Here is a 23444-nt window from a genome sequence, read left to right as displayed (position 1 = left end):
CGATGAGAGCCTCCCTGCGCAAGCGCACCGCCCTGCCCGAAGCCGGCGTCGTCGCCGGTCCGGCACGTGTCGACCCTCGGACCAAGGGGCTGACCAAGCGGCTGCGACCCGGTGACATCGCGGTCATCGACCACCTCGACCTCGACCGGGTCTCCGCCGAGGCACTCGTGGCGTGCCAGCCGGCTGTCGTGCTCAACGCGGCGCGATCGACGTCAGGTCGCTATCCCAACCTCGGCCCGGAGATCCTCATCGAGGCGGGCATCCCGCTGATCGACGACCTCGGTGCAGACGTCATGGCCATCACCGAAGGGCATCGGCTCCGGATCGTCGAGGGCGCCGTGTACGACGGGGAGACGCTCGTCGCCGAGGGCGTGCTGCAGACCGAGGCGAGCGTGGCGGCGGCGATGGAGGAGGCCCGCGCCGGCCTCTCCGTGCAGCTCGAGTCGTTCGCGGCGAACACCATGGACTACCTGCGCCGCGAGCGGGACCTGCTCCTCGACGGCATCGGGGTGCCCGACATCTCGACCGAGATCGACGGTCGGCACGTGCTCATCGTCGTCCGCGGCTACCACTACAAGGAAGACCTCGTCACGCTGCGCCCGTACATCCGCGAGTACCGTCCGGTGCTCATCGGTGTCGACGGGGGAGCGGACGCGATCCTCGACGCCGGGTGGAAGCCCGACCTCATCGTCGGCGACATGGACTCCGTCTCCGACCGCGCCCTGATGTGCGGCGCGGAGGTCGTCGTGCACGCCTACCGCGACGGCCGCGCACCCGGGCTCGCGCGCGTGGAGCAGCTCGACGTCAAGCACGTCGTCTTCCCCGCGACGGGCACGAGCGAGGACGTCGCCATGCTCCTCGCCGACGACAAGGGCGCCGAGATCATCGTCGCCGTCGGCACGCACGCGACGCTCGTGGAGTTCCTGGACAAGGGGCGCTCCGGGATGGCGAGCACCTTCCTCACGCGCCTGCGGGTCGGCAGCAAGCTGGTCGACGCGAAGGGTGTGTCGCGGCTGTACCGGAACCGGATCTCGAACCTCCAGCTCACGCTCCTGGTCCTCGCGGGGCTCCTCGCCCTCGGCGTCGCGCTCGCCTCGACCGCGGCGGGGCAGACCCTCATCGGACTCCTGGGCGCCCGCATCGACGACATCACGTCGTGGGTGAGCGGTCTGTTCGGATGACCGCCCCCGCCCGCCCTCAGCACCTGGTCCCGGCCTCCGCCGGTGACGTACTCGACGGAGACCTCGCACAGTGATCGACTTCCGGTACCACATCGTCTCGCTCATCTCGGTGTTCCTCGCGCTCGCCGTCGGCATCGCCCTGGGCGCCGGCCCGCTCAAGGAGACGATCGGGGACACGCTCACCGGTCAGGTCGAGCAGCTGCGTGGGGAGAAGGACGCCCTGCGGGCCGAGCTCGACACGACGGCGGGCGCCCTGCAGGACGCCGAGACGTACATCGATGCCGCAGGACCCCAGCTCCTCGACGGCTCCCTCACCGACCGCCGCGTCGCGGTCATCGCGCTCGGCGAGGTCGACGAGTCGATCCGGACCGCGATCGACGAGCGGCTCGCGGAGTCGGGTGCGAGCGTCACCGCGCACGTGACCCTGACCGAGACCTGGGCCGACCCGGACGCGCGGACCTTCCGCCAGGCCCTCGTCGGTCAGCTGCTCACCTACCTCGACCCGGTCCCGGCCGACGACGCCGGCGTCGAGGGGGAGCTCGCCTCCGCCCTCGTGCAGGCGCTGATCACGTCCGACCCGAGCAACCCGGACGTGCTCTCGGACGACGCCTCCGTGCTGCTGCAGCTCCTGTCGTCGAGCGAGAGCGACAGCCCGCTGGTGATGGTGGCGGACCAGGTCACCGTGCCCGCCGACGCGATCGTCGTCATCGGGGTGCCCTTGAAGCCGCTCGCCGAGGACGCGACGCCGACGGCGGTGCCCGCCGAGTCGGTCGACGCCCAGCTCGCCGTGCTGAGCGCCGCCCAGGAGCTGTCGTCGGGCGCCGTGCTCGCCGACGGGCCTCGCGGAGAGGGCAGTCTCACCGACGCCGTGCTCGCCGACCAGGACCTGGCATCCACCCTGACGACGGTCTCGGGCACCGAGGTGGTCACCGGACAGGTCAACGTTCCGCTCGCCCTCGCAGGCCGGATCGCGGGCACCAACGGGCACTACGGCTTCGGCGAGGGCGAGACGCCGCTGCCCGCGGCCGTCCAGCTCGCTCCCGTCGACCGCACGCCGCGGGTGCCCGAGGGCACGGGTGCGACCGCCGGGACCGAGGGATGACGGTCGGTCTCCCGCGGCGCATCCTGTCCGGGGTCGTCGCGAGCGGGGTCACCGCGGTCGTGCGCGGCGTGCTCGACGCCCAGGCGCCGGGTGGCCAGGCGCGGTGGACCCGCACGAACCACCGGGGCGAGCCGATCAGCCTGCTCGAAGGGCCGGCGGTCGCCGCAGGGCTGCTCGCCGGAGGCCTCGTCGGGGCGCCCTCGACCCGCGGCGCGGTGGCACTGACCGTCGCGACCGCGTCGGGTGCTGCGTTCGGCCTCGTGGACGACCTCGGCGAGGACACGTCGACGCGACGCAAGGGGCTGCGCGGTCATCTCGGTGCTCTCGCGCGCGGCGAGCTCACCACGGGCGGCCTCAAGGTGCTGGGCATCGGCGCGGGCGCGCTGGTGGCGGCCGCGGCGGCGACACCCGTCCACCGACCCGACGGCACCCGCCGTTCGACGGTCGGCTGGCTGGCCGACGTCGCCGCGTCCGGCGCTCTCGTCGCCTCGAGCGCCAACCTGCTGAACCTGCTCGACCTGCGGCCGGGGCGTGCCCTCAAGGCGGCGACGCTCGTCGCGGCCCCGCTGGGCCTCGGACCCGGCGCTGGCGCCGGCGCAGGTGCCGCGGTGCTCGGCGTCGTGGGTGCCGCGATGGACCAGGACCTGGCCGAGGCGGACATGCTCGGTGACGGCGGCGCCAACGCGTTGGGCGCGACCCTGGGCACCGCGGTCGTGCTGAGCGCTCCCCGTCCGGTCCGGCTGGCGGCGCTCGCCGTCGTCGTGGCCCTGACGGTGGCGAGCGAGAAGGTCAGCTTCACGCGCGTGATCGAACGCACCCCGGGCCTGCGGGAGGTCGACAGCTGGGGGCGGCGTCCCGTCGACCCGCCGGCGGGCCGGTCCGCGTGAGCCCCGCGGCGCGGCGCACGCTCGCCGGCCTCGGGGGGGCCGCGGTCATGATCGCGGCCGTGACGGTCCTGAGCCGCGTGCTCGGGTTCGCGCGGTACCTGGTCCAGGCGTACGCGTTCGGCGGCGAGGGGAGCATCGGCGGCGTCTACAACGCGGCGAACACCCTGCCCAACGTGCTCTTCGAGGTCGCCGCCGGCGGTGCGCTGGCGGGTGCCCTCATCCCCGTCCTGGCGCTGCCCGTGTCGCGCGCCCTGCGCAAGGACGTCGACGCGATCACGTCGGCGACGTTCGGCTGGACGCTGCTCGTGCTGGTGCCGCTCGGAGCCGCGCTCGCGGCCTGCAGCGGGCTCATCGCCTCCGTGTGGCCGAAGCTCGACCCCACCGAGACGGAGCTCTTGCAGTACTTCGTCGCCGTCTTCGCCGTCCAGGTGCCGATGTACGGCATCGCTGTCCTGCTCTACGCGGTCCTCCAGGCCCACAAGCGGTTCTTCTGGCCGGCCTTCGCCCCGGTGCTGTCGTCGCTGGTCGTCATCGCGACCTACCTGGTCTACGCGGCGCTCGCCGACGGGGAGTTCGACGACCCGACGGCCGTGACGCGATCCGCCTTCGCCGTGCTGGGCTGGGGGACCACCCTCGGCGTCGCGGCGATGTGCTTCCCGATGTTCGTCCCGGTCCACCGGCTCGGCGTGCGGATCCGGCCGACTCTGCGGTTCCCGGCAGGGGTGGGTCGCCGGCTGGCCGTGCTGGCGTTCGCCGGCGTCGGCTCCCTCGTCGCGCAGCAGCTCTCCGTCCTGGTGGCGCTGATCGTCGCGTCCGCTCGCGGCAGCGTCGGCACGTGGTCGATCTACTTCTACGCCCAGCAGGTGTACCTCCTGCCGTACGCCGTGCTCGTCGTCCCGCTGGCCACGTCGACGTTCCCCCGGCTCGCCCAGCGCGCTGCCGCCCGGGAGCACGACGCGTTCGCCCGGATGGCGTCCGGCACCCTGCGCGCCGTCCTCGCCGCGGCCGCGCTCGGCGCCGCAGTCCTCGTCGCGGTCGCGCCGGCCGTGACCGACATCTTCCTCACGTTCGCGAGCGACGGCCCGGCCATGCAGGCGATGGCCACCACGATCACCTGGCTCGCACCCGGGCTGCTCGGGTTCGCGCTGATGTTCCACGCGTCGCGGGCGTTGTACGCGCTCGAGCGTGGCCGGTCGGCGATCACCGCCAACGTCGTGGGCTGGGGCACCGTCGTCGTCGCGACGCTCGTGCTCGCCGCGGTGCAGGCACCCGCGGGCGACGACCCCCCGGGGACCCTCCTCGCGCTCGCGCAGGCCAGCTCGCTCGGCATGCTCCTCGGCGGTCTGCTCGCGGTGGTCCTGCTGCGCCGTGCCGCGGGGCGGTCCGCGACGGCGGGCCTGGCGCGCACAGCGGTCGTGCTCGTCGTCGGTGCCGGGGTCGGCGCACTCGCCGGCCGGTGGGTCGTGGACGCCGTCGCGGAGCTGGCGGGGCACGGGCCGGTCACGGCGGTCGGCGCGGCGGCCGGTGGGGCGGTGATCGCGGCGTTCGTCGTCGCCGGCGCCGTGCTGGCCGGCGACCGCGCCACGCTCCGGGACTTCCGGACCATCGAGGCCCAGCCGAGGCCCCCGGAGTCCGTGCCCGTCACGGATCCGGCGAACCCCGGCGCGCCGCTGTCCTGACGGGCGACGTGTCCGGACTCACCCCGTCCGGCTCTCCGGCATCGGGCGTTCGTCGGGTAGGTTGGAATCCCGTGACAGAGCGCGCGCATCGACTCTCCGGGCGGTCGGAATCCACGACCCGGCACATCTTCGTCACCGGGGGTGTCGCCTCCTCCCTCGGCAAGGGTCTGACGGCGAGCAGCCTCGGCCGACTCCTTCGCTCCCGTGGCCTTCGCGTCACGATGCAGAAGCTCGACCCGTACCTGAACGTGGACCCGGGCACCATGAACCCGTTCCAGCACGGCGAGGTCTTCGTCACCGAGGACGGGGCCGAGACGGACCTGGACGTCGGGCACTACGAGCGGTTCCTCGACGTGAACCTGGTGGGCTCGGCCAACGTGACCACCGGCCAGGTCTACTCGCAGGTCATCGCCAAGGAGCGTCGCGGCGAGTACCTCGGGGACACCGTGCAGGTCATCCCGCACATCACCGACGAGATCAAGACCCGCATGCGTCAGCAGGCGGAGGACGACATCGACGTCATCATCACGGAGATCGGCGGCACCGTCGGCGACATCGAGTCGCTGCCGTTCCTCGAGGCGGCCCGTCAGGTGCGCCACGACCTCGGCCGCGACAACGTCTTCTTCCTGCACGTCTCGCTGGTGCCGTACATCGGCCCGTCGGGCGAGCTGAAGACGAAGCCGACGCAGCACTCCGTCGCCGCGCTGCGCAGCATCGGCATCCAGCCGGACGCCATCGTCCTGCGGGCCGACCGCGAGGTGCCCGAGGCCACGAAGCGCAAGATCGCGCTCATGTGCGACGTGGACGTCGAGGGAGTGGTCACGGCCAAGGACGCGCCGAGCATCTACGACATCCCGCGCGTGCTGCACTCGGAAGGGCTCGACGCGTACGTCGTGCAGCGGCTCAGCCTCCCGTTCCGGGACGTCGTCTGGAAGGGCTGGGACGACCTGCTGCACCGCGTGCACCAGCCTGCCCACCGCGTCGAGGTCGCTCTCGTCGGCAAGTACATCGACCTGCCCGACGCGTACCTGTCGGTGACCGAGGCCCTGCGCGCCGGCGGCTTCCACCACGACACCAAGGTCGTCATCCGCTGGGTGACCTCCGACGACTGCCAGACGCCCGAGGGTGCCCGGCTCGCGCTCGAGGGCGTCGACGCCGTGCTGGTCCCCGGGGGGTTCGGTGTCCGGGGCATCGAGGGCAAGCTCGGCGCGCTGCGCTGGGCCCGCGAGAACCTGGTCCCGACGCTCGGCATCTGCCTCGGCCTGCAGTGCATGGTCATCGAGTACTCCCGCACGATCCTCGGCCTCGACGGTGCGTCGTCGTCCGAGTTCGACGCGGACCCCGCGCACCCGGTCATCGCCACGATGGCCGAGCAGCTGGCGATCGTCGGCGGCGAGGGTGACCTCGGCGGCACCATGCGCCTGGGCGCCTACGAGGCGCTCCTCACGCCCGGGTCGGTCGTCGCCGGGGCGTACGGCGCGACCAAGGTCTCCGAGCGCCACCGGCACCGCTACGAGGTGAACAACGCGTACCGCGACAAGCTCGAGGAGGCCGGCCTGGTCATCTCCGGCGTCTCGCCGGACACCTCGCTGGTCGAGTTCGTCGAGCTGCCGCGCGACGTGCACCCGTACTACGTGTCCACGCAGGCGCATCCGGAGTTCAAGTCGCGGCCCACGCGGGCGCACCCCCTGTTCGCCGGGCTCATCGAGGCCGCTCTGGCCCAGCGCGGCGACGAGTCCTGATGGGGGAGCCGCTGGCTGACCTCGTTGCGCCGCGACCTGTCGTGTCGCACGAGGTCATCCACGGGGGCAGGATCTTCGACCTCGTCGGCGACGTGGTGGACCTGGGCGAGACGCAGGTGCTCCGCGAGTACGTGGCGCACCCCGGTGCCGTCGCAGTCATCGCGCTCGACGACGAGGACCGCGTGCTGCTGCTCTCGCAGTACCGGCACCCGGTGCGCTCCGTGCTGTGGGAGCCGCCCGCCGGCCTGCGTGACGTGCCGGACGAGGAGCTCGTCCTGGCGGCGGCACGGGAGCTCGCCGAGGAGGCCGACCTCGTCGCCGGCGCCTGGTGGCGGCTGGTCGACTTCTACACGACGCCGGGAGGCTCGGACGAGCGGATCCGGGTCTTCCTGGCGCGTGACCTGCGGCCGGTCGCGCACGGCGATCGGTTCACGCGGACGGACGAGGAAGCCACCATGGTGCCGGTGTGGGTGCCGCTCGACGACGCCGTGGACGCCGCGCTGTCCGGTCGCCTGCACAGCCCGACCGCGGTCACCGGCGTGCTGGCCGCGGCGGCCGCCCGCGCCCGCGGGTGGGCGACGCTGGAGCCTGTGACCCTCTGACCTCGGCCGCCGTCAGCGGCTCGTCGAGCGGCGGTACTGGTAGTTGGCCAGCGGGACGAACACCACGATGAAGATCGCCGACCAGATCAGCGTGTAGAGCTCGGCGTTCTGCAGGGGCCAGACGTCCGGCGTGGGCACCCCCTCGGGGATGTTGCCGAACAGCTCACGGGACGCCTGGGTCACCGCCGACACCGGGTTCCACTCGGCGAAGGTCTGCAACGCCGGCGGGAGCGTCTCCAGCGGGACGAAGGTGTTGGCCACGAACGTCAGCGGGAAGATCACGATGAACGTGGCGTTGTTGAACACCTCGACGCTGGGCACCAGCATGCCGAGCCACGCCATGATCCACGAGACCGAGTAGGCGAAGACCAGCAGGAGCAGGAAGCCGAGTGCCGCCTCGGCCGGCGAGCTGTGGATGGCCCAGCCGACCAGCAGCCCGGTCAGCGACATGACGATGAGCACGAGGACGTTGTTGGCGACGTCGGAGATCGTGCGGCCCGTCAGCACCGCCGAGGGGGCCATCGGGAGCGACCGGAACCGGTCGATGATGCCCTTCTTGATGTCCTCGGCGAGGCCGGCGCCCGTGATGGTGGCACCGAAGATGACGGTCTGGGCGAAGATCCCCGCCATGAGGAACTCCCGGTACGCGGCGGGGTCCGTCCCACCCGGCACCGCGATCGCCCCGCCGAACACGAACGCGAACAGCAGGACGAACATGATCGGCGACAGCGTGGTGAAGACCAGCAGGTCGGGGACGCGCTTGATCTTGATGATGTTGCGCTTGGCGACGACGTAGGAGTCCGAGAAGACGGTGGGCGCGGCCATCAGGCACCTCCGGTCGAGGAGCTGTCGGCCGCGGCGTGCCGACCGGGAGGGGGTGGCGTCTCGGTGGGAGCGTCCGGTGGGACCGGCTCTTCCTCGCTCGGGTGCCCCGTCAGGGACAGGAACACGTCGTCCAGGGTGGGCCGGCGCAGCCCGACGTCGTCGATGCCGATCTGCGCGTCGTCGAGGACGCGCAGCGCCTCGGTGAGCACCTGCGCGCCGCCGCTGATCGGCATGAGGAGCGTCCGCCGGCCCTCGTCCAGCGCAGCCTTGCCGACCCCGAGCGGTTCGAGCAGGTCCCGGGCGGCCAGCAGGGTCTCCGGGTCCCGGACGGTGAGCTCGAGCCGCTCGCCGCCCACCTGCGTCTTGAGCTGGTCGGCCGTGCCCTGCGCGATGATCCTGCCGTGGTCGATGACCACGATGTCGTCGGCCAGCAGGTCGGCCTCCTCGAGGTACTGGGTGGTCAGCAGGAGGGTGGTCCCGCCGGCGACGAGCCCTTGGATCACCTCCCACATCTCGGTGCGCCCCCGCGGGTCCAGGCCCGTCGTCGGCTCGTCGAGGAAGATGATCGGCGGGTCCGCCACGAGGGCACCCGCGAGGTCGAGCCTGCGGCGCATGCCGCCCGAGTACGTCTTGGACGGCCGGTCCGCGGCGTCCTCGAGCCGGAACGACGCGAGCAGCTCGCGCGCCCGCTCCCGGGAGCGCTTGGCGCCCAGGTGGTACAGCCGGCCGATCATGTCGAGGTTCTCGAAGCCGGTGAGGTACTCGTCGACGGCGGCGTACTGCCCGGACAGGCCGATGCGCCGGCGCACGTCCCGGGGCTTGGCCAGGACGTCCACGCCTGCGACGGTCGCGGAGCCCTCGTCGGGCCTCAGCAACGTGGTGAGGATGCGGACGATGGTGGTCTTGCCCGCGCCGTTGGGCCCGAGCAGGCCCAGCACGGAGCCGGTCGGCACGGCGAGGTCGACCCCGTCGAGGGCCGTGACGGTCTTGTAGCGCTTGACGAGTCCCGTTGCGGTGATCGCGTCTGCCATGGGTCGAGGCTAGGAGAGACCTCCGACACCCGACCAGGACATACCCAGAGAAGTCGCTACACGCTGTCGCGGGTGCGCAGGCTCCCGACGAAGAACGTGACCGCGGAGGCGAGCACCGCAGCGCCGAGCATGTGCAGGTTGACCAGGCCGATCGGCAGGCCGCTGAACAGCTGGACGTAGCCGATGGCGCCCTGGGCGAGCGTGACGGCGAGCAGCGTGTAGCCCATCGCCTCCGGACGACCGGTGACCCCGCGGCGGTGCAGGAGGACCAGCACGACGACGAGCACGGCGACGAACGCCCAGACGGAGGCGGCGTGCACCTTCGACATGGCCCACGGGTCGACGGCGAACCGGTAGCCGACCTCCTCGTCGCCCGAGTGGGGTCCGGCGCCCGTGACGACGACCCCGAGCACGAGCACCACGGCCGCCAGGACGCTGAGCACGCGCACCAGGAGCCGGGTCGTCCGGTCGACCAGCGGCACGGCCGGGCCGTCGCCCTCCCTCGTGCGCACGACCAGCCACGTGGAGAACGCGACGAGCGCCATCGAGATGAGCAGGTGGCCGCCGACGATCGCCGGGTGCAGGTCGACGAGCACGGTGATCCCGCCGATGACCGCCTGGATCAGCACCCCCACCACGGGGACCAGGCCGAGCCGGCGGTACGACCAGGGGCGGCGACGGTCGAGGACCACCAGCACCGCGACGACCGTGGCGACGGCCACGAGCAGGCCGCTGACCGTGCGGTTGCCGAACTCGATGAACGGGTGGATCGACGTCGCGTCGTGGAACCGCGGGGTGAACTCGCCCGGCTCGCACTGCGGCCACGTCGAGCAGCCCAGGCCGGAGCCCGTGAGCCGCACGGCGCCGCCCGTCACGATGATGAGGATCTGGCCGACGAGGTTGGCGACCACGGCGGTCCAGGTCCACCGGTCGCGGAACCGGTCCAGGGTCGACGGGCCGGTCTCGAGGGCGGGGGACGAGCTCACAGCGACCAGCCTACGGTCCGGTCCGTCGGCGCCCGACCGCCCGGCGCGCGAGGCTCGTCACAGCGGGAGGTCGAGCGTCCCCGTCGCCGCGAGCGCGGTCAGGGCGAGCCCGAGGACCACGGCGAACGCGCTCGGCACGAACACGTGGGGGAGCCACGCGACGTGCCGGCGCATCCGGCGGATCTCCTCGCTGGTCATCTCCCGCGGCGGCTCGGCGAGCGCGGCCGCGGGATCGGTCCGTCCGGCCGCCGTCCACGCGGCGTCGATGCGCGGCGCGGAGACCGGCAGGTCACCGAGCCGGAGGTCCCTCCCGACGGCGGACCACGCCTCGATCTGGCGCATCCGGGGGTAGTACCGCACCTGGTGACGCTTGGTCATCGCCTCGATCAGCCAGAACGCCGCACCCGTCGCGGCGGCGAGCGCGAACAGCGCGTAGTGCTCCTGCTGGAACCCGAGACCGATGCCCGCCAGGCTCAGGGTCACCGACCAGCTCTTGACGGTCAGCAGGCGTCCGTCGAACTCGGCGACGGTGCGTACGAGCGCGGCGTACTCGGCGGCCAGCGCCGCCTGGAACGAGGCGTCCTGCGCAGCGTCCATCGGCTCACGGTAGCGGTCAGTGCCAGCGGAACAGGCGGCTCGCGCCCCACCCGAGCGCGGCGGTCCAGCCGACGAGGACGACGACCGACCAGGGGGGCAGGACGCCGTGCAGCAACGTCTCGCGCATCGCCTCGCCCAGCGCTCCGGAGGGCAGCAGCAGGGCGATATGGGCCATCGGCCCGGGCAGCTGGCTCGCCGGGATGACGACGCCGCCCGCGACCGCCAGGACGAGCAGCAGCAGGTTCGCGACGGCGAGCACCGCCTCCGCGCGCAGGGTCCCGGCGACGAGCAGCGCGAGCGAGGTGAACGCGGCGGTGCCCAGGACGACCGCGACCAGGGCCAGCGGGATCCCGGCCGGGTCGGGGCGCCACCCGAGCAGCAGTGCGGTCAGGCCGATGACGACGACCTGGACGAGCTCCACGACCAGCACGCCGAGCACCTTGCCCGCGAGCAGCCCGCCGCGACCGAGCGGGGTGGTGGAGAGCAGCCGCAGGACACCGTTGCGGCGGTCGAACGACGAGGCGATCGCCTGCGACGTGAAGGAGGTCGTCATCACGGCCAGGGCCAGGACACCGGGCGTGAGGAAGTCGATCCGGCTGGCGCCGCCGGTGTCGAGGTCGATCCCGGTGGCCTTCGTCAGCCCGACGAGGACGAGCACCGGCACGATGATCGTCACGAGCAGCTGCTCGCCGTTGCGCAGGATGGCGCGTGCCTCGAACGTGGTCTGTGCGACGACCCGCTGGCGGGTGCTCGCGGGCGCGTTCATCGCAGGTTCCGTCCGGTCAGGTCGAGGAAGACGTCCTCGAGGGTGCGTCGTCCGACGGTCAACCGCGTGGCCAGCGCGCCCTGCGCGGCGAGCCAGGCGGTGACCGCGGCGACCGCGGCGGGGTCGACGGCGCCGGTGACGGTGTAGGACCCGTCGCGCGGCTCGGTCACGAGGAAGTCCGCACCGAGCGCGGCGCGCAGGTCGAGCCCGGGCGCCGTCTCGAGCCGGAGCGTCCGGTCCTCGGCCGAGGACACGAGCGACCCGACGGAGCCCTGCGCGATGACACGGCCGTGGTCGACGACGACGACCTGGTCGGCGAGGTCCTCGGCCTCGTCCATGAGGTGCGTCGTGAGCACCACCGCGACGCCCTCGTCGCGGAGCTCGCGCACCAGGTCCCAGACCGCGTGCCGGGTCTGCGGGTCCATCCCGGCACTCGGCTCGTCGAGGAACACGACCTCGGGCCGGCCGACGATCGCCGCCGCGAGCGCGAGCCGCTGTCGCTGTCCGCCGGAGAGCCGCCGGACGGTGGTCCGGGCGAACGACCCGAGCCCGAGCCGCTCGGTCAGCTCGCCCAGGTCCCGCGGGTCGGCGTACATCCGGGCGACGTGCGCGAGCATCTCGTGCGCCTTGACGCCCGTCGGGAGCCCGCCGTCCTGGAGCATCACGCCCACGCGGGGGCGCAGGTCGCGAGCCTGCGTCAGCGGGTCGAGGCCCAGCACGCGCACGCTGCCGCCGTCGGGTTCCCGCAGGCCCTCGCAGCACTCGACGGTCGTCGTCTTGCCGGCGCCGTTCGGGCCGAGGACCGCGGTCACCTGGCCGTGCTGGGCGACCAGGTCGAGCCCGTCGACGACGGCGCGGCCGCCGTAGCGCTTGACGAGCCCGGAGATCTCGAGCGCGGGGGAGTCGGGCACGAGAGGGAAGTCTAGGGCGCCCGCAGTCGTCTTCCGGTGTGAGGGACGCGACGTCGGCGAAGGGTCACCTTGCTTGCGGGGATGGATATTGACAACAAGGATGTTGCCAATATCGCGGCCCTGTTCTGTGCGCTCCCGTGCGCGGCCGTTGACACGTGGTGGACGACCCGGCCGAGACCCGACGGAGGTGTGCATGAACGCGACGCTGCCCGCGATCGACCGCACCCTCGCGGACACCACCACGCCGGACTCCGACGCCGGGACCCGCCAGCGCGTGCTGCAGATCGTCGCGACCGCCGGCCCGGTGTCCGCCGCCGAGCTCGCCGCGCAGCTCGACCTCGCACCTGCCGGGATCCGTCGGCACCTCGGGGTCCTCGAGGCCACGGACCAGATCACCGTGCACGACGGGACGAGTGGTCCGAAGGGCCGCGGACGGCCCGCCCGGCGGTACGTCGTGAGCAGCCGCGGCCAGGCCGCGCTCTCCCACCGCTACTCCGAGCTGGCCAGCCAGGCGCTGCGCTTCCTCGCGGAGACCGCCGGACCGCAGGCCGTGCAGGGCTTCGCGGAGCAGCGCGTCCGCGACCTGGAGGAGCGGCACGCCCAGGCCGTCGCCGCCGCCGGGGACGACGTCGCCGAGCGCGTCCGCGTGCTGGCCGACGGGCTCACCGCCGACGGGTACGCCGCCTCCGCGCGGCCGGTCCCCGGCGGCATGGCCATGCAGCTGTGCCAGGGCCACTGCCCGGTCCAGGACGTCGCGCACGAGTTCCCGGCACTGTGCGAGGCCGAGGCGCGTGCGTTCTCGCGGCTCCTCGGCGTGCACGTGCAGCGCCTCGCGACGCTGGCCGGTGGCGGCCACGTCTGCACCACGAGCATCCCTCTGACGACCAGCTCGACCCCCCACGCCCCTGCCCACCCCGTGCTCTCCGTGGAAGGACAATCAGCATGAGTGCACAGACCGACAGCACTGCGGCCGCAGCAGCGCCGCAGATGACCCAGGACGAGGCCATCGCCTCCATCGGGAACTACAACTACGGCTGGCACGACGCCGACACCGCCGGGTCCGTTGCGACCCGCGGCCTGTCCGAGGCCAAGGTCCGGGAGATCTCCGCGCTCAAGAACGAGCCCGAGTGGATGCTCAAGACGCGCCTGAAGTCGTTGCGCCTGTTCGACAAGAAGCCCATGCCCTGGTGGGGCTCGGACCTGTCGGGCATCGACTTCGACAACATCAAGTACTTCGTGCGGTCCACGGAGAAGCAGGCCACCAGCTGGGAGGACCTGCCCGAGGACATCAAGAGCACGTACGACCGCCTCGGCATCCCGGAGGCCGAGAAGCAGCGTCTTGTCGCCGGCGTCGCCGCGCAGTACGAGTCCGAGGTGGTCTACCACCAGATCCAGGAGTCGCTCGAGGAGCAGGGCGTCATCTTCCTCGACACGGACACCGCGCTGCGCGAGCACCCGGAGATCTTCGAGCAGTACTTCGGCTCGGTCATCCCGCCCGGGGACAACAAGTTCGCGTCGCTCAACACGGCCGTCTGGTCGGGCGGCTCGTTCGTCTACGTCCCGCCGGGCGTGCACGTCGAGATCCCGCTGCAGGCCTACTTCCGGATCAACACCGAGAACATGGGCCAGTTCGAGCGGACGCTGATCATCGCCGACGAGGGCTCGTACGTGCACTACGTCGAGGGCTGCACCGCGCCGGTGTACTCCAGCGACTCGCTGCACTCCGCGGTCGTCGAGATCATCGTCAAGAAGAACGCCCGCGTGCGGTACACGACCATCCAGAACTGGTCGAACAACGTCTACAACCTCGTCACCAAGCGGGCGACCGCGGCCGAGGGCGCGACGATGGAGTGGGTCGACGGCAACATCGGCTCCAAGGTGACCATGAAGTACCCGGCCATCTACCTGCTCGGTGAGCACGCGCGCGGCGAGACGCTGTCCATCGCGTTCGCCGGTGCGGGCCAGCACCAGGACGCCGGCGCCAAGATGGTGCACGCCGCGCCGCACACCTCCAGCTCGATCGTCTCCAAGTCGGTCGCGCGCGGCGGTGGCCGCACGTCCTACCGCGGTCTGGTGCAGGTGCTCGAGGGCGCCCACCACTCCGCGTCGAACGTGCTGTGCGACGCACTCCTGGTCGACCAGATCTCCCGCTCCGACACCTACCCGTACGTGGACGTCCGCGAGGACGACGTGTCGATGGGCCACGAGGCGACCGTGTCGCGCGTGAGCGAGGACCAGCTGTTCTACCTGATGTCCCGAGGCATGGCCGAGACCGAGGCCATGGCGATGATCGTGCGCGGGTTCGTCGAGCCCATCGCGCGTGAGCTGCCCATGGAGTACGCCCTCGAGCTGAACCGCCTCATCGAGCTGCAGATGGAAGGGGCCGTCGGCTGATGACGACCACCACAGACTCCTTGTCGACGGACCACACCAAGGCAACCGCCGACGGGAGCCACTCGCACGGGGTCGGGCCGCTGCCCGAGGCGTCCCGCGCATCGCGTCCCACGTCGTTCGACGTCGCCGACTTCCCGGTCCCGAACGGCCGCGAGGAGGAGTGGCGCTTCGCACCGGTCGCCCGGCTCGCGCCGCTCTTCGCCGCGGACACCGACGGCGTGCTGAACGGCCACGGCGTGCTGACGACGGTCGTCGAGGCGCCCGAGGTGCAGGTCGAGATCGTGGACCGCGACGACGTGCGGCTCGGCAAGGCCGGCGAGCCCGGTGACCGGGCCGCCGCCGTCGCGTGGGCCTCGTTCCCGCGCGCCACGATCGTCACGGTCCCGAAGGAGGCCGTCGCCTCCGAGGTGACGTCGATCCGCATCGAGGGCGTCGAGGGCGCCGGCACGCACGAGGCGTCGCTGGAGCCGAGCGCGACCCACCTGCTGATCCACGCCGAGCCGCTCTCGCAGGCCGTGGTCGTCATCGACCACGTCGGTCACGCCGCGCTCACCGAGACGGTCGAGATCGTCGCCGACGAGGGTGCGCACCTGACCGTCGTCACGGTGCACGACTGGGCCGACGGCTCGGTCCACGCGTCCTCGCACCGGCTGCGGATCGGCCGCGACGCCACCGTCAAGCACATCGCGGTGACGCTCGGCGGCGACGTCGTGCGGATCACGCCCGACGCCGAGTTCGTCGGCGAGGGCGCCAGCGTGAAGATGCTCGGCCTGTACTTCGCCGACGCGGGCCAGCACCAGGAGCAGCGCCTCTTCGTCGACCACGCGGTGCCCAACTGCATCTCGCGGGTCACGTACAAGGGCGCCCTCCAGGGCGAGGGCGCGCACACGGTGTGGGTCGGTGACGTGCTCATCCGCGCGGCTGCCGAGGGCACCGACACGTACGAGCTCAACCGCAACCTGGTGCTGTCCGACGGCGCGCGCGCCGACTCGGTGCCGAACCTCGAGATCGAGACCGGTCTCATCGAGGGTGCCGGCCACGCCAGCGCGACCGGCCGGTTCGACGACGAGCAGCTCTTCTACCTGCGCGCCCGGGGCATCCCGGAGTCCGACGCGCGTCGGCTCGTGGTGCGCGGCTTCTTCGCGGAGCTCATCCACGAGATCGGCGTCCCCGACATCGAGGAGCGCCTCATCGGGGCCATCGAGCGCGAGCTCGAGAAGTCGATGAGCGTGCTCGACTCGCTGTCCGAGGACACGGCGGGCACCGCTCACGTCGAGGGTTCCGAGGTGTCTCTCACGACGGAGCGTGCATGAGCGCCCAGCTGGCCTGCTACGACGAGGACGTGCCCGTCGAGGGCACGCTCCGCGTCGAGCTGGAGGCCGAGCACGGCACGGTCGAGGTCGCGCTGGTGCGCGACTCCGCCGGTGAGCTGCACGCCATCAGCGACATCTGCTCGCACGGTGCCGTCTCGCTGTCGGACGGCGAGGTGGAGGACTGCACGATCGAGTGCTGGCTCCACGGCTCGCGGTTCGACCTGCGCACCGGCAAGCCCACCGGGCCGCCCGCCGTGCAGCCCGTCCCCGTCTACCCCGTGACCGTCGACGGCCAGCGCGTGCTGGTCGACGTCGACGCCCCGCTCTGAACTGACTCTCTGAACTGCCCTGGAAGGAACAGCATGTCCACCCTGGAGATCCGCGACCTGCACGTCAGCGTCGAGACGAAGGAGGGCGCCAAGCCCATCCTGCGTGGCGTCGACCTGACCGTCGCCAGCGGCGAGACCCACGCCATCATGGGCCCGAACGGCTCCGGCAAGTCGACGCTGGCGTACTCGCTGGCCGGCCACCCGAAGTACCAGATCACGTCCGGCACCGTGACGCTCGACGGTGAGGACGTCCTCGCCCTGTCGGTCGACGAGCGCGCCCGCGCCGGCCTGTTCCTCGCCATGCAGTACCCGGTCGAGGTCCCCGGCGTCAGCGTGTCGAACTTCCTGCGCACCGCCAAGACGGCGATCGACGGCTCCGCGCCGCCGCTGCGTTCGTGGGTCAAGGACGTCCGCACCGCCATGGACAACCTGCGCATGGACCCGACGTTCGCCGAGCGCTCGGTCAACGAGGGCTTCTCGGGTGGTGAGAAGAAGCGCCACGAGATCCTCCAGATGGAGCTCCTCAAGCCGCGCTTCGCCATCCTCGACGAGACCGACTCCGGCCTGGACGTCGACGCCCTGCGCGTCGTGTCCGAGGGTGTGAACCGCGTCAAGGCCGGCGGCGACGTGGGCGTGCTGCTCATCACGCACTACACGCGGATCCTGCGCTACATCACGCCGGACTACGTGCACGTGTTCGTCGACGGCAAGGTCGCCGAGGAGGGCGGGCCCGAGCTGGCCGAGCGCCTCGAGAACGAGGGCTACGACCGCTTCCTGACGAGCGCCACCATCCTCTGAGGACGACAGTGACCAGCACCCTCGACGACGCAGCCCGGACGCTCGACGCGACCGAGCTCGCGGCCGTGCGCGCGGACTTCCCGCTGCTGTCGCGGACCCTGCGCGGCGGGCGGCCGCTGGTGTACCTCGACTCGGGGGCCACCTCGCAGAAGCCCGAGGTCGTCCTCGACGCCGAGCAGGACTTCTACGCGCAGCGGAACGCCGCGGTGCACCGGGGAGCCCACCAGCTCGCCGAGGAGGCCACCGAGGCGTTCGAGGACGCCCGGGACCGGGTCGCGTCGTTCGTCGGGGTGTCGCCGGGGTCGCTGGTGTGGACGTCGAACGCGACGGCCGGGATCAACCTCGTCGCGTACGCGATGTCGAACGCCTCGCTGGGACGCGGGGGAGCGGCCGCACGGCGGTTCGCGCTCGCGCCCGGCGACGAGATCGTCGTCACCGAGGCGGAGCACCACGCGAACCTCGTGCCGTGGCAGGAGCTCGCGATCCGCACCGGCGCCACCTTGCGGTGGCTCGGGGTGGACGACGACGGGCGCATCCGCGTCGACGAGCTCGACACGGTCGTGACCGAGCGCACGAAGGTGCTGGCGTTCACGCACGCGTCGAACGTCACCGGGGCGATCACGCCGGTCGAGGCGTTCGTCGAGCGGGCCCGCGCGGTAGGCGCTCTGACGGTGCTGGACGCCTGCCAGTCGGTCCCGCACCTGCCGGTGGACCTCACGGCCCTGGGCGTCGACTTCGCGGCGTTCTCGGGGCACAAGATGCTCGGCCCCACGGGCGTCGGTGCGCTGTACGGGCGGCGTGAGCTGCTCGAGGCCATGCCGCCGGTGACCACCGGTGGGTCGATGGTCGAGGTCGTCACCATGGAGTCGACGACGTACGCGCCGCCGCCGCAGCGGTTCGAGGCCGGCACGCAGATGGTGTCGCAGGCCGTCGGGATGGGCGCCGCCGCGTCGTACCTGCAGGAGCTCGGCATGGGCGCGGTCGCCGCGCACGAGGCGCACCTGGCCCGGCTGCTGCTGGACGCGGTCGCGTCGGTGCCCGGCGTGCGGGTGATCGGCCCGACCGACACGCGCGACCGCCTGGCGACCGTCTCGTTCGTCGTCGACGGCGTGCACGCGCACGACGTGGGCCAGGTGCTCGACGACGCCGGGGTGGCCGTGCGGGTGGGCCACCACTGCGCGCAGCCCCTGCACCGCCGGTTCGGCGTAGCGTCGACCTCGCGCGCGAGCGCGGCGGTCTACACGACCGACGAGGAGATCGAGGTCTTCCGGGAAGCACTGACGGGGGTCCGGGCGTTCTTCGGTCTGGAGGTGTCATGAGCACGGGATCGATGGAGCAGCTGTACCAGCAGGTCATCCTCGACCACGCGAAGTTCCCGCACGGCAAGGGACTGGGCGCGGCGGGGGACCTGCACCTGCACACAGGCGAGTCGCACCAGGTGAACCCCACCTGCGGCGACGAGGTGACCCTGCAGGTGGACATCGACAGCACAGGCGAGCACGGCGTGATCATTCGTGACGTGCGCTGGGACGGGCAGGGCTGCAGCATCTCGCAGGCCTCCGTCTCCGTGCTGCACGACCTGGTGGTCGGCAACGACCTCGCCACGGTGGACCAGATCGGCGGCACGTTCCGCGCGCTCATGCAGACGCGCGGCGCGGGCCTCGACGACGACGCCGAGGAGACCCTCGGCGACGCGACCGCCTTCACGGGCGTCGCCAAGTACCCCGCACGGATCAAGTGCGCCCTGCTCGGCTGGGCGGCGCTGACCGACGCACTCATCAAGACCGGCGCACGGGAGAGCTCATGAGCACCGACACCCCCACACCGACCACGGTGGCCGACGTCGAGGAGGCCCTCCGCGACGTCATCGACCCCGAGCTCGGCATCAACGTCGTCGACCTCGGCCTGATCTACGGCGTCGTCATCGACCAGACGAACACCGCGGTCATCGACATGACGCTGACGTCCGCGGCCTGCCCGCTGACCGACGTCATCGAGGACCAGTCGGCGTCCGCCCTCGACGGCATCGTCGACGGCTTCCGCATCAACTGGGTGTGGATGCCGCCGTGGGGCCCGGAGAAGATCACGCCCGACGGTCGCGAGCAGATGCGGGCGCTCGGCTTCAACATCTGAGTCAGCCTCATCCGAAGGCCCCGGTCAGGACACTGACCGGGGCCTTTCGGCTGTCTGTTTCGGCCATGCGCGGGCATCCGCCGTTGTAGCGTTCGAGCGCGCGCCACCGTGTGACCGAGGCACCTGGTCGTGGGGCGGCACCTCGACTCGCCGCATCCCGCGCGGACCCCGCGACCCATGATGGGAATCACGTGAAGCTCACCGCCCGCTCCGCCTCGGCTGTCGCAGCCGTCGTCCTTGCGTCGTCGATCGCCCTGACAGGTGCGTCCGCCACGCAGGCCGCCGACGAGGTGCAGGCCGCTGACACGCCCCCGGTCTTCACCCTCTCGGCGCCGACGGTCCAGGCCGGCAAGAAGGTCGTCCTCTCCAGCGACGGGTGGAGTGACCTGACGGGTGAGGACCTCCAGCCGACCGACATCTACCTCATCTCGGCTGCCGAGGGGGCGATCGCGTCGAAGGTCACCTCCACCGGCGCAGGGCCGTGGTCCTACACGCTGACGATCCCGGGGGAGAGGCGCGACTACGAGTACGACGGGTGGCCGCAGGAGTGGGACGTCTGTGTGAGCCGCAGGTCGGAGGGCTCCACCGTCTCCGGCGGGTGCCGCACGCTCACTGTCACGGCTCCGCCCATCCGGCTCGTGGACGTGTACCGGTTCTGGAGCCCCGTCCACGGGAACGCCCACATCTACACGACGAACACCGACGAGGTGGCGCACATCCGTGCCACCGACCCGAGCTGGGTCTACGAGGGTCAGGCGTTCTCCACGGTGGCGGTGTCCGCGGACGGCTGGTGCACCGTCGGCCCGCCCGTCTACCGGTTCTACTCCCCGGTGGTCCAGTCGCACTTCTACACGCAGAGCTTCGAGGAGAAGCAGCACCTCGTGACGTCCGACCCCAACTGGACCTACGAGGGCATCGCCTACTGTGCTCCGGACTCGCCGAAGCAGGGTTCGGTCCCGCTCTACCGCTTCTGGTCGTCGGCGTTCGGCAAGCACTTCTACACGGCGAACCAGGCCGAGGCCGATCACCTGAAGGCTGTCGACCGGAACTGGTCGTACGAGGGCATCGCGTACTACGTGTGGCCGCTGGGGACCGGGGGACGCGTCTAGCAGCTGGTCGTCAGAGCTGGTCGGTGGCGAACGTGTCGCAGGCCTCGAGAGTGCCCTGCTCGTAGCCGGTGGTGAACCAGCGCTCCCGCTGCTCGCTGGAGCCGTGGGTCCACGAGTCGGGGTTCACCCCGCCGCCGGACTGCTCCTGGATGTTGTCGTCGCCGACGGCGGCCGCTGCGGCGAGCGCGTTCTGGAGCTGCTGCTGGGTGATCGGCGCGAGGTAGGCGACGCCGGTGTCGGGGTCGACGGTGGACGCGGCCTGGCCGGCCCACATGCCGGCGTAGCAGTCCGCCTGCAGCTCGACGCGGACGGAGTCGGAGTCCGCGCCGGTGCCCTGCCGGTTCGCCTCGTCCATGACGCCGGTGATGTTCTGGATGTGGTGCCCGTACTCGTGGGCGATGACGTACTGCTCGGCCAGGGGGCCGTCCTCGGCGCCGAGCTGGGCGAGCTGGTCGAAGAACGAGACGTCGACGTAGATCGTGGCGTCGGGCGGGCAGTAGAACGGCCCCGTCGAGCTGGACGCGTTGCCGCAGCCGGTGGCCACGGCGTCGGTGAACGTCACGGCGTCCGGCTGGCTGAACTGGCCGCCGGCGGCCGCGAGGGTTGCGCTCCAGACCGTGTCGAGCGAGTCGAGGGTTCCGCTGTAGAGGCAGTTGCGGTCGGTGTTCGCCTGCTCCGCGGAGCACACGCCGACGGTCTCGCCCGTCTGGCCCGCGGGGTCCTGGACCGCACCGGTGCTCCCGGAGAGGTCGACGCCGGTGAACAGGTAGATGGCGAGGACGAGGAGCCCGACCGCACCGCCGCCGACCGCCACCTTGCCGCCGCCGCCGCCCTTGCGGACGCGACCGCCACCGAAGCTGCCACCCTCCTGGAATGTCACCGGGGAACCGTAGCGGCGCGAGGGCGTGCGCGCGCGCCGAGCGTCAGTTTTCGCCCAGTCCCCGGGCCGCGAGGGCGTCGCCGGTGGCACGGGCGTGCGCGACCATCCGCACGGCGGCCGGCACGAGGATCGCGCGCGGCTCGCGGTCCAGACCCCTGGCGCGGGCGGCGTCGCGGGTCTCCAGCGACATGCGCGCCAGGACCGGGATGGTGCGCAGGAACAGGCCGACCGCCAGGGCGAACGTGTCGGGGGACAGGCCGATGTGCCGCAGCGGCCGGGCCAGGCGAGCGAGGGCGTCGAGCAGGGTGTCGGCGCGCGTCGTGGCCGTGACGACGGCGGCGAGCAGGACGAGGGCGACGAGGTCGACGGCGACCTCGACGGCGGTCGCCCAGCCGCGCGCCCACCACTGGTAGGTACCGATCAGTGCGGCGGTGACCAGGGCGGGGACCAGGCCGCGCGTCGTGCGGTGCCACGGGATGCGGGCGACCAGCTGGGCCAGCAGGGCGACGCCGAGGAACACGAGGGCGGAGGCGGGACCGCGCACCGCGACGACCGCGATGGCGAACCCCGCCAGGAATGCGAGCTTGAGGCCTGCCGGTGCGCGGTGGATGACGGTCGTGCCGGGGTGGTACAGCCCGAGGGGGCCTGCCCACGGCGGCCGGATCGGCCCGCTCACGCGCCAACCTGCATGAGTGCGCGGTAGTGGGCGACGGCGTCCCCGGGATCGCCGTCGAAGACCACCGCACCGTCGTCGACGACCAGCACCCGGTCGGCCCGCACGGCGGCGTCGAGGTCGTGGGTGACCACGACGACCTGCTGCTCCAGGTCGGCCAGGAGCGCGTCGACCACACCACGCCACCGCAGGTCGAGGAGCGTCGTGGGCTCGTCGCACACGAGGATCGCCGGCTCGGTCGCGAGCACCGACGCCAGCGCGAGCAGCTGCCGCTGCCCCCCGGACAGGGCGTGCACGGGGACCTCCGCGCGGTCGGCCAGCCCGAAGCGGGCGAGCGCCGCCCGTGCGGCGACGTCCCGCTCCGCCGGCGTCATCGGCAGGCGGCGCAGGGACAGGGCGACGTCCTCGACCGGAGTCGGCATGACCAGCTGGGCGTCGGGGTCGGTGAACATGAACCCGACCGTGCGGCGCACCGCGGCCCCGTCCCGCGCGGTGTCCAGTCCGTCCACGCGGACGGTGCCGGACGACGGCAGGACGAGGCCGTTGATGAGCCGGGCGAGCGTGGACTTGCCCGACCCGTTGGCGCCGACGATCGCGACCCGGTGCTCGACGAGCTCGAGGGTCACCGGCCCGAGCAGCCGGACGACGCGGTCCGCGCCGCCGGCCGGGTCAGGGCTGTAGGCGGTGACGAGGACGTCGTCGAGCGCGATCATCGAGGTCAGCGGCGTGAGCGGAGCATGTCGGGGAACGCCTTGAAGATCGCGACGGCGACGGCGGCGGCGGCGAGGTTCTTCAGGACGTCGCCGGGCCAGTAGACGACGTCGATGGCGACGGCCTCGCTTAGCGTGATGCCCAGGCGCACCATGAGACCGGTGATGCCGGCCGGGTGGATCGTGAGGAAGCTCGCGCCGAGCCCGGCCACGACCAGCAGGGGGTACCGCCAGGCCGACGGCGCGCGACCGACACCCTCACCGAACCGTGCGGACAGCCAGTCGGCCAGCGCCGACGACCGCAGCCGGTCGGCGCTCCGGACGGCCAGTCCGGCGAAGACCCCGGCGAGCGCGGCGCCGAACGGGAAGGCGAGGAGGTACCCGACGGACGGCCCGGCGAGCACCGCGACCCCGCCGACGCCCCCGGAGAAGATGGGCAGCCCCGCCAGCCCGAGTGCCACGTAGAGCAGGGCAGCCAGGCCACCGCGGCGCCAGCCGAGCACCAGCCCCGCGAGGATCACCGCGAAGGTCTGCAGGGTGATCGGGACGCCCGACGGCGTCGGGATGCCGGGCAGGATCGCGCACACCGCGATGAACGCGGCGAACGTCGAGATCAGCGCGACGTCGGTGGCGACCGACGAGCGCGCGATCGGGGCCGGCAGAGCGAGAGCGGGTGCTGCGGCGGTCTCGTTGTCAGGTGCGCTGGTCATGGCTACCCCTTGATCGTCGTGGCTGGCGCGGGCGATCCCGCTGGATCGGGGGTGCACCTGTTGCGAGCGGCTGCACCGTGCGACCG

25 protein-coding genes are annotated in these 23444 nt (G+C 72.2%); 15 read left to right on the top strand and 10 right to left on the bottom strand.

All coding sequences use genetic code 11. The features are described 5' to 3' along the window. The first annotated feature begins 2 nt into the window (after window positions 1-2). From steA to ACXJKF_RS06405, 6 genes are all read left to right on the top strand, one after another. Window positions 3-1181 (top strand): putative cytokinetic ring protein SteA, encoded by a 1179-nt coding sequence (gene steA, locus ACXJKF_RS06430; protein WP_456786906.1) that lies wholly within the window; start codon window positions 3-5, stop codon window positions 1179-1181. Window positions 1182-1251: 70 nt separating this feature from the next. Beyond that, window positions 1252-2283: a copper transporter gene (locus ACXJKF_RS06425; protein WP_456786905.1), complete on the top strand. Its 1032-nt coding sequence runs from the start codon at window positions 1252-1254 to the stop codon at window positions 2281-2283. After that, entirely contained in the window at window positions 2280-3170 is an 891-nt protein-coding gene (locus ACXJKF_RS06420; protein WP_456786904.1) for a hypothetical protein, read from the top strand. Before ACXJKF_RS06425 ends, ACXJKF_RS06420 begins: the two co-directional genes overlap by 4 nt. Window positions 3171-3229: 59 nt before the next feature. After that, the gene (gene murJ, locus ACXJKF_RS06415) at window positions 3230-4849 is read left to right on the top strand and encodes a murein biosynthesis integral membrane protein MurJ (RefSeq protein WP_456786903.1); all 1620 of its coding nucleotides are present in this window, start codon (window positions 3230-3232) and stop codon (window positions 4847-4849) included. Window positions 4850-4920: 71 nt separating this feature from the next. Further along, window positions 4921-6591: a CTP synthase gene (locus ACXJKF_RS06410; protein ID WP_456786902.1), complete on the top strand. Its 1671-nt coding sequence runs from the start codon at window positions 4921-4923 to the stop codon at window positions 6589-6591. Continuing rightward, window positions 6591-7193, top strand: coding sequence for an NUDIX domain-containing protein (locus ACXJKF_RS06405; protein ID WP_456786901.1), 603 nt, complete (start codon window positions 6591-6593; stop codon window positions 7191-7193). Before ACXJKF_RS06410 ends, ACXJKF_RS06405 begins: the two co-directional genes overlap by 1 nt. A 12-nt stretch (window positions 7194-7205) precedes the next feature. Here ACXJKF_RS06405 and ACXJKF_RS06400 read toward each other — a convergent pair whose 3' ends face one another. The 6 genes from ACXJKF_RS06400 to ACXJKF_RS06375 are packed head-to-tail and all read right to left on the bottom strand — an operon-like array spanning window position 7206 to window position 12309. Beyond that, a complete protein-coding gene (locus tag ACXJKF_RS06400) occupies window positions 7206-8018 on the bottom strand; it encodes an ABC transporter permease (RefSeq protein WP_456786900.1) in 813 nt (270 codons plus the stop codon). Further along, entirely contained in the window at window positions 8018-9049 is a 1032-nt protein-coding gene (locus tag ACXJKF_RS06395) for an ATP-binding cassette domain-containing protein (RefSeq protein ID WP_456786899.1), read from the bottom strand. Before ACXJKF_RS06395 ends, ACXJKF_RS06400 begins: the two co-directional genes overlap by 1 nt. Before the next feature lie 56 nt (window positions 9050-9105). Next, window positions 9106-10035, bottom strand: a complete 930-nt coding sequence (locus ACXJKF_RS06390) for a COX15/CtaA family protein (protein WP_456786898.1) — start codon at window positions 10033-10035, stop codon at window positions 9106-9108. 57 nt (window positions 10036-10092) lie between these two features. Next, window positions 10093-10632, bottom strand: coding sequence for a hypothetical protein (locus ACXJKF_RS06385; protein ID WP_456786897.1), 540 nt, complete (start codon window positions 10630-10632; stop codon window positions 10093-10095). A 16-nt stretch (window positions 10633-10648) separates the two neighbouring features. Next, on the bottom strand, window positions 10649-11398 hold the full coding sequence (locus ACXJKF_RS06380; RefSeq protein ID WP_456786896.1) for an ABC transporter permease: 750 nt from the start codon (window positions 11396-11398) through the stop codon (window positions 10649-10651). After that, entirely contained in the window at window positions 11395-12309 is a 915-nt protein-coding gene (locus ACXJKF_RS06375) for an ABC transporter ATP-binding protein (RefSeq protein WP_456786895.1), read from the bottom strand. Before ACXJKF_RS06375 ends, ACXJKF_RS06380 begins: the two co-directional genes overlap by 4 nt. Before the next feature lie 193 nt (window positions 12310-12502). Here ACXJKF_RS06375 and ACXJKF_RS06370 point away from each other — a divergent pair, with 193 nt between their 5' ends. From ACXJKF_RS06370 to ACXJKF_RS06330, 9 genes are all read left to right on the top strand, one after another. Next, window positions 12503-13255, top strand: a complete 753-nt coding sequence (locus ACXJKF_RS06370; protein WP_456786894.1) for a helix-turn-helix transcriptional regulator — start codon at window positions 12503-12505, stop codon at window positions 13253-13255. Then, a complete protein-coding gene (gene sufB, locus ACXJKF_RS06365) occupies window positions 13252-14703 on the top strand; it encodes a Fe-S cluster assembly protein SufB (RefSeq protein ID WP_456786893.1) in 1452 nt (483 codons plus the stop codon). The genes ACXJKF_RS06370 and sufB overlap by 4 nt, the downstream gene beginning before the upstream one ends. After that, window positions 14703-16016 carry a Fe-S cluster assembly protein SufD gene (gene sufD / locus ACXJKF_RS06360; RefSeq protein WP_456786892.1) on the top strand — a complete coding sequence of 438 codons (1314 nt, stop codon included), beginning with the start codon at window positions 14703-14705 and terminating at the stop codon, window positions 16014-16016. The genes sufB and sufD overlap by 1 nt, the downstream gene beginning before the upstream one ends. Further along, the gene (locus tag ACXJKF_RS06355; RefSeq protein WP_056093842.1) at window positions 16013-16345 is read left to right on the top strand and encodes a non-heme iron oxygenase ferredoxin subunit; all 333 of its coding nucleotides are present in this window, start codon (window positions 16013-16015) and stop codon (window positions 16343-16345) included. Before sufD ends, ACXJKF_RS06355 begins: the two co-directional genes overlap by 4 nt. A 33-nt stretch (window positions 16346-16378) precedes the next feature. After that, window positions 16379-17143 (top strand): Fe-S cluster assembly ATPase SufC, encoded by a 765-nt coding sequence (gene sufC / locus ACXJKF_RS06350; RefSeq protein ID WP_456786891.1) that lies wholly within the window; start codon window positions 16379-16381, stop codon window positions 17141-17143. Window positions 17144-17151: 8 nt separating this feature from the next. Continuing rightward, a complete protein-coding gene (locus tag ACXJKF_RS06345) occupies window positions 17152-18462 on the top strand; it encodes a cysteine desulfurase (RefSeq protein ID WP_456786890.1) in 1311 nt (436 codons plus the stop codon). Further along, window positions 18459-18950, top strand: a complete 492-nt coding sequence (gene sufU, locus ACXJKF_RS06340; RefSeq protein ID WP_456786889.1) for a Fe-S cluster assembly sulfur transfer protein SufU — start codon at window positions 18459-18461, stop codon at window positions 18948-18950. Before ACXJKF_RS06345 ends, sufU begins: the two co-directional genes overlap by 4 nt. Next, window positions 18947-19276 carry a metal-sulfur cluster assembly factor gene (locus ACXJKF_RS06335; RefSeq protein WP_056594466.1) on the top strand — a complete coding sequence of 110 codons (330 nt, stop codon included), beginning with the start codon at window positions 18947-18949 and terminating at the stop codon, window positions 19274-19276. Before sufU ends, ACXJKF_RS06335 begins: the two co-directional genes overlap by 4 nt. A 191-nt stretch (window positions 19277-19467) precedes the next feature. Continuing rightward, window positions 19468-20385, top strand: coding sequence for a hypothetical protein (locus ACXJKF_RS06330; protein ID WP_456786888.1), 918 nt, complete (start codon window positions 19468-19470; stop codon window positions 20383-20385). 10 nt (window positions 20386-20395) lie between these two features. On the opposite strand, the gene ypfJ is transcribed toward ACXJKF_RS06330, so the two are convergent. The 4 genes from ypfJ to ACXJKF_RS06310 are packed head-to-tail and all read right to left on the bottom strand — an operon-like array spanning window position 20396 to window position 23358. Further along, the gene (gene ypfJ / locus ACXJKF_RS06325; RefSeq protein ID WP_456786887.1) at window positions 20396-21265 is read right to left on the bottom strand and encodes a KPN_02809 family neutral zinc metallopeptidase; all 870 of its coding nucleotides are present in this window, start codon (window positions 21263-21265) and stop codon (window positions 20396-20398) included. A gap of 43 nt (window positions 21266-21308) precedes the next feature. After that, on the bottom strand, window positions 21309-21941 hold the full coding sequence (locus tag ACXJKF_RS06320) for an energy-coupling factor transporter transmembrane component T family protein (RefSeq protein WP_456786886.1): 633 nt from the start codon (window positions 21939-21941) through the stop codon (window positions 21309-21311). Beyond that, window positions 21938-22651, bottom strand: coding sequence for an energy-coupling factor ABC transporter ATP-binding protein (locus ACXJKF_RS06315; RefSeq protein WP_456786885.1), 714 nt, complete (start codon window positions 22649-22651; stop codon window positions 21938-21940). The genes ACXJKF_RS06320 and ACXJKF_RS06315 overlap by 4 nt, the downstream gene beginning before the upstream one ends. Window positions 22652-22656: 5 nt before the next feature. Then, window positions 22657-23358 (bottom strand): biotin transporter BioY, encoded by a 702-nt coding sequence (locus ACXJKF_RS06310; RefSeq protein ID WP_456786884.1) that lies wholly within the window; start codon window positions 23356-23358, stop codon window positions 22657-22659. Window positions 23359-23444: the final 86 nt, after the last annotated feature.

It is taken from the genome of Cellulomonas sp. P5_C5, assembly GCF_054049655.1.
Note: the sequence above shows the minus strand (reverse complement) of the source record. Positions and strands in the feature narration are given on the sequence as shown.

Excerpts from the sequence above, each read along its gene's own strand:
- ACXJKF_RS06335 (WP_056594466.1), top strand. The coding sequence starts at position 18,947 with ATGAGCACCGACACCCCCACACCGACCACGGTGGCCGACGTCGAGGAG.
- ACXJKF_RS06380 (WP_456786896.1), bottom strand. The coding sequence starts at position 11,398 with ATGAACGCGCCCGCGAGCACCCGCCAGCGGGTCGTCGCACAGACCACG.
- ACXJKF_RS06385 (WP_456786897.1), bottom strand. The coding sequence starts at position 10,632 with ATGGACGCTGCGCAGGACGCCTCGTTCCAGGCGGCGCTGGCCGCCGAG.
- sufC (WP_456786891.1), top strand. The coding sequence starts at position 16,379 with ATGTCCACCCTGGAGATCCGCGACCTGCACGTCAGCGTCGAGACGAAG.
- ACXJKF_RS06355 (WP_056093842.1), top strand. The coding sequence starts at position 16,013 with ATGAGCGCCCAGCTGGCCTGCTACGACGAGGACGTGCCCGTCGAGGGC.
- ACXJKF_RS06405 (WP_456786901.1), top strand. The coding sequence starts at position 6,591 with ATGGGGGAGCCGCTGGCTGACCTCGTTGCGCCGCGACCTGTCGTGTCG.
- sufD (WP_456786892.1), top strand. The coding sequence starts at position 14,703 with ATGACGACCACCACAGACTCCTTGTCGACGGACCACACCAAGGCAACC.
- steA (WP_456786906.1), top strand. The coding sequence starts at position 3 with ATGAGAGCCTCCCTGCGCAAGCGCACCGCCCTGCCCGAAGCCGGCGTC.
- ACXJKF_RS06315 (WP_456786885.1), bottom strand. The coding sequence starts at position 22,651 with ATGATCGCGCTCGACGACGTCCTCGTCACCGCCTACAGCCCTGACCCG.
- ACXJKF_RS06420 (WP_456786904.1), top strand. The coding sequence starts at position 2,280 with ATGACGGTCGGTCTCCCGCGGCGCATCCTGTCCGGGGTCGTCGCGAGC.
- ACXJKF_RS06395 (WP_456786899.1), bottom strand. The coding sequence starts at position 9,049 with ATGGCAGACGCGATCACCGCAACGGGACTCGTCAAGCGCTACAAGACC.
- ACXJKF_RS06400 (WP_456786900.1), bottom strand. The coding sequence starts at position 8,018 with ATGGCCGCGCCCACCGTCTTCTCGGACTCCTACGTCGTCGCCAAGCGC.
- ACXJKF_RS06370 (WP_456786894.1), top strand. The coding sequence starts at position 12,503 with ATGAACGCGACGCTGCCCGCGATCGACCGCACCCTCGCGGACACCACC.
- ACXJKF_RS06310 (WP_456786884.1), bottom strand. The coding sequence starts at position 23,358 with ATGACCAGCGCACCTGACAACGAGACCGCCGCAGCACCCGCTCTCGCT.
- sufB (WP_456786893.1), top strand. The coding sequence starts at position 13,252 with ATGAGTGCACAGACCGACAGCACTGCGGCCGCAGCAGCGCCGCAGATG.
- sufU (WP_456786889.1), top strand. The coding sequence starts at position 18,459 with ATGAGCACGGGATCGATGGAGCAGCTGTACCAGCAGGTCATCCTCGAC.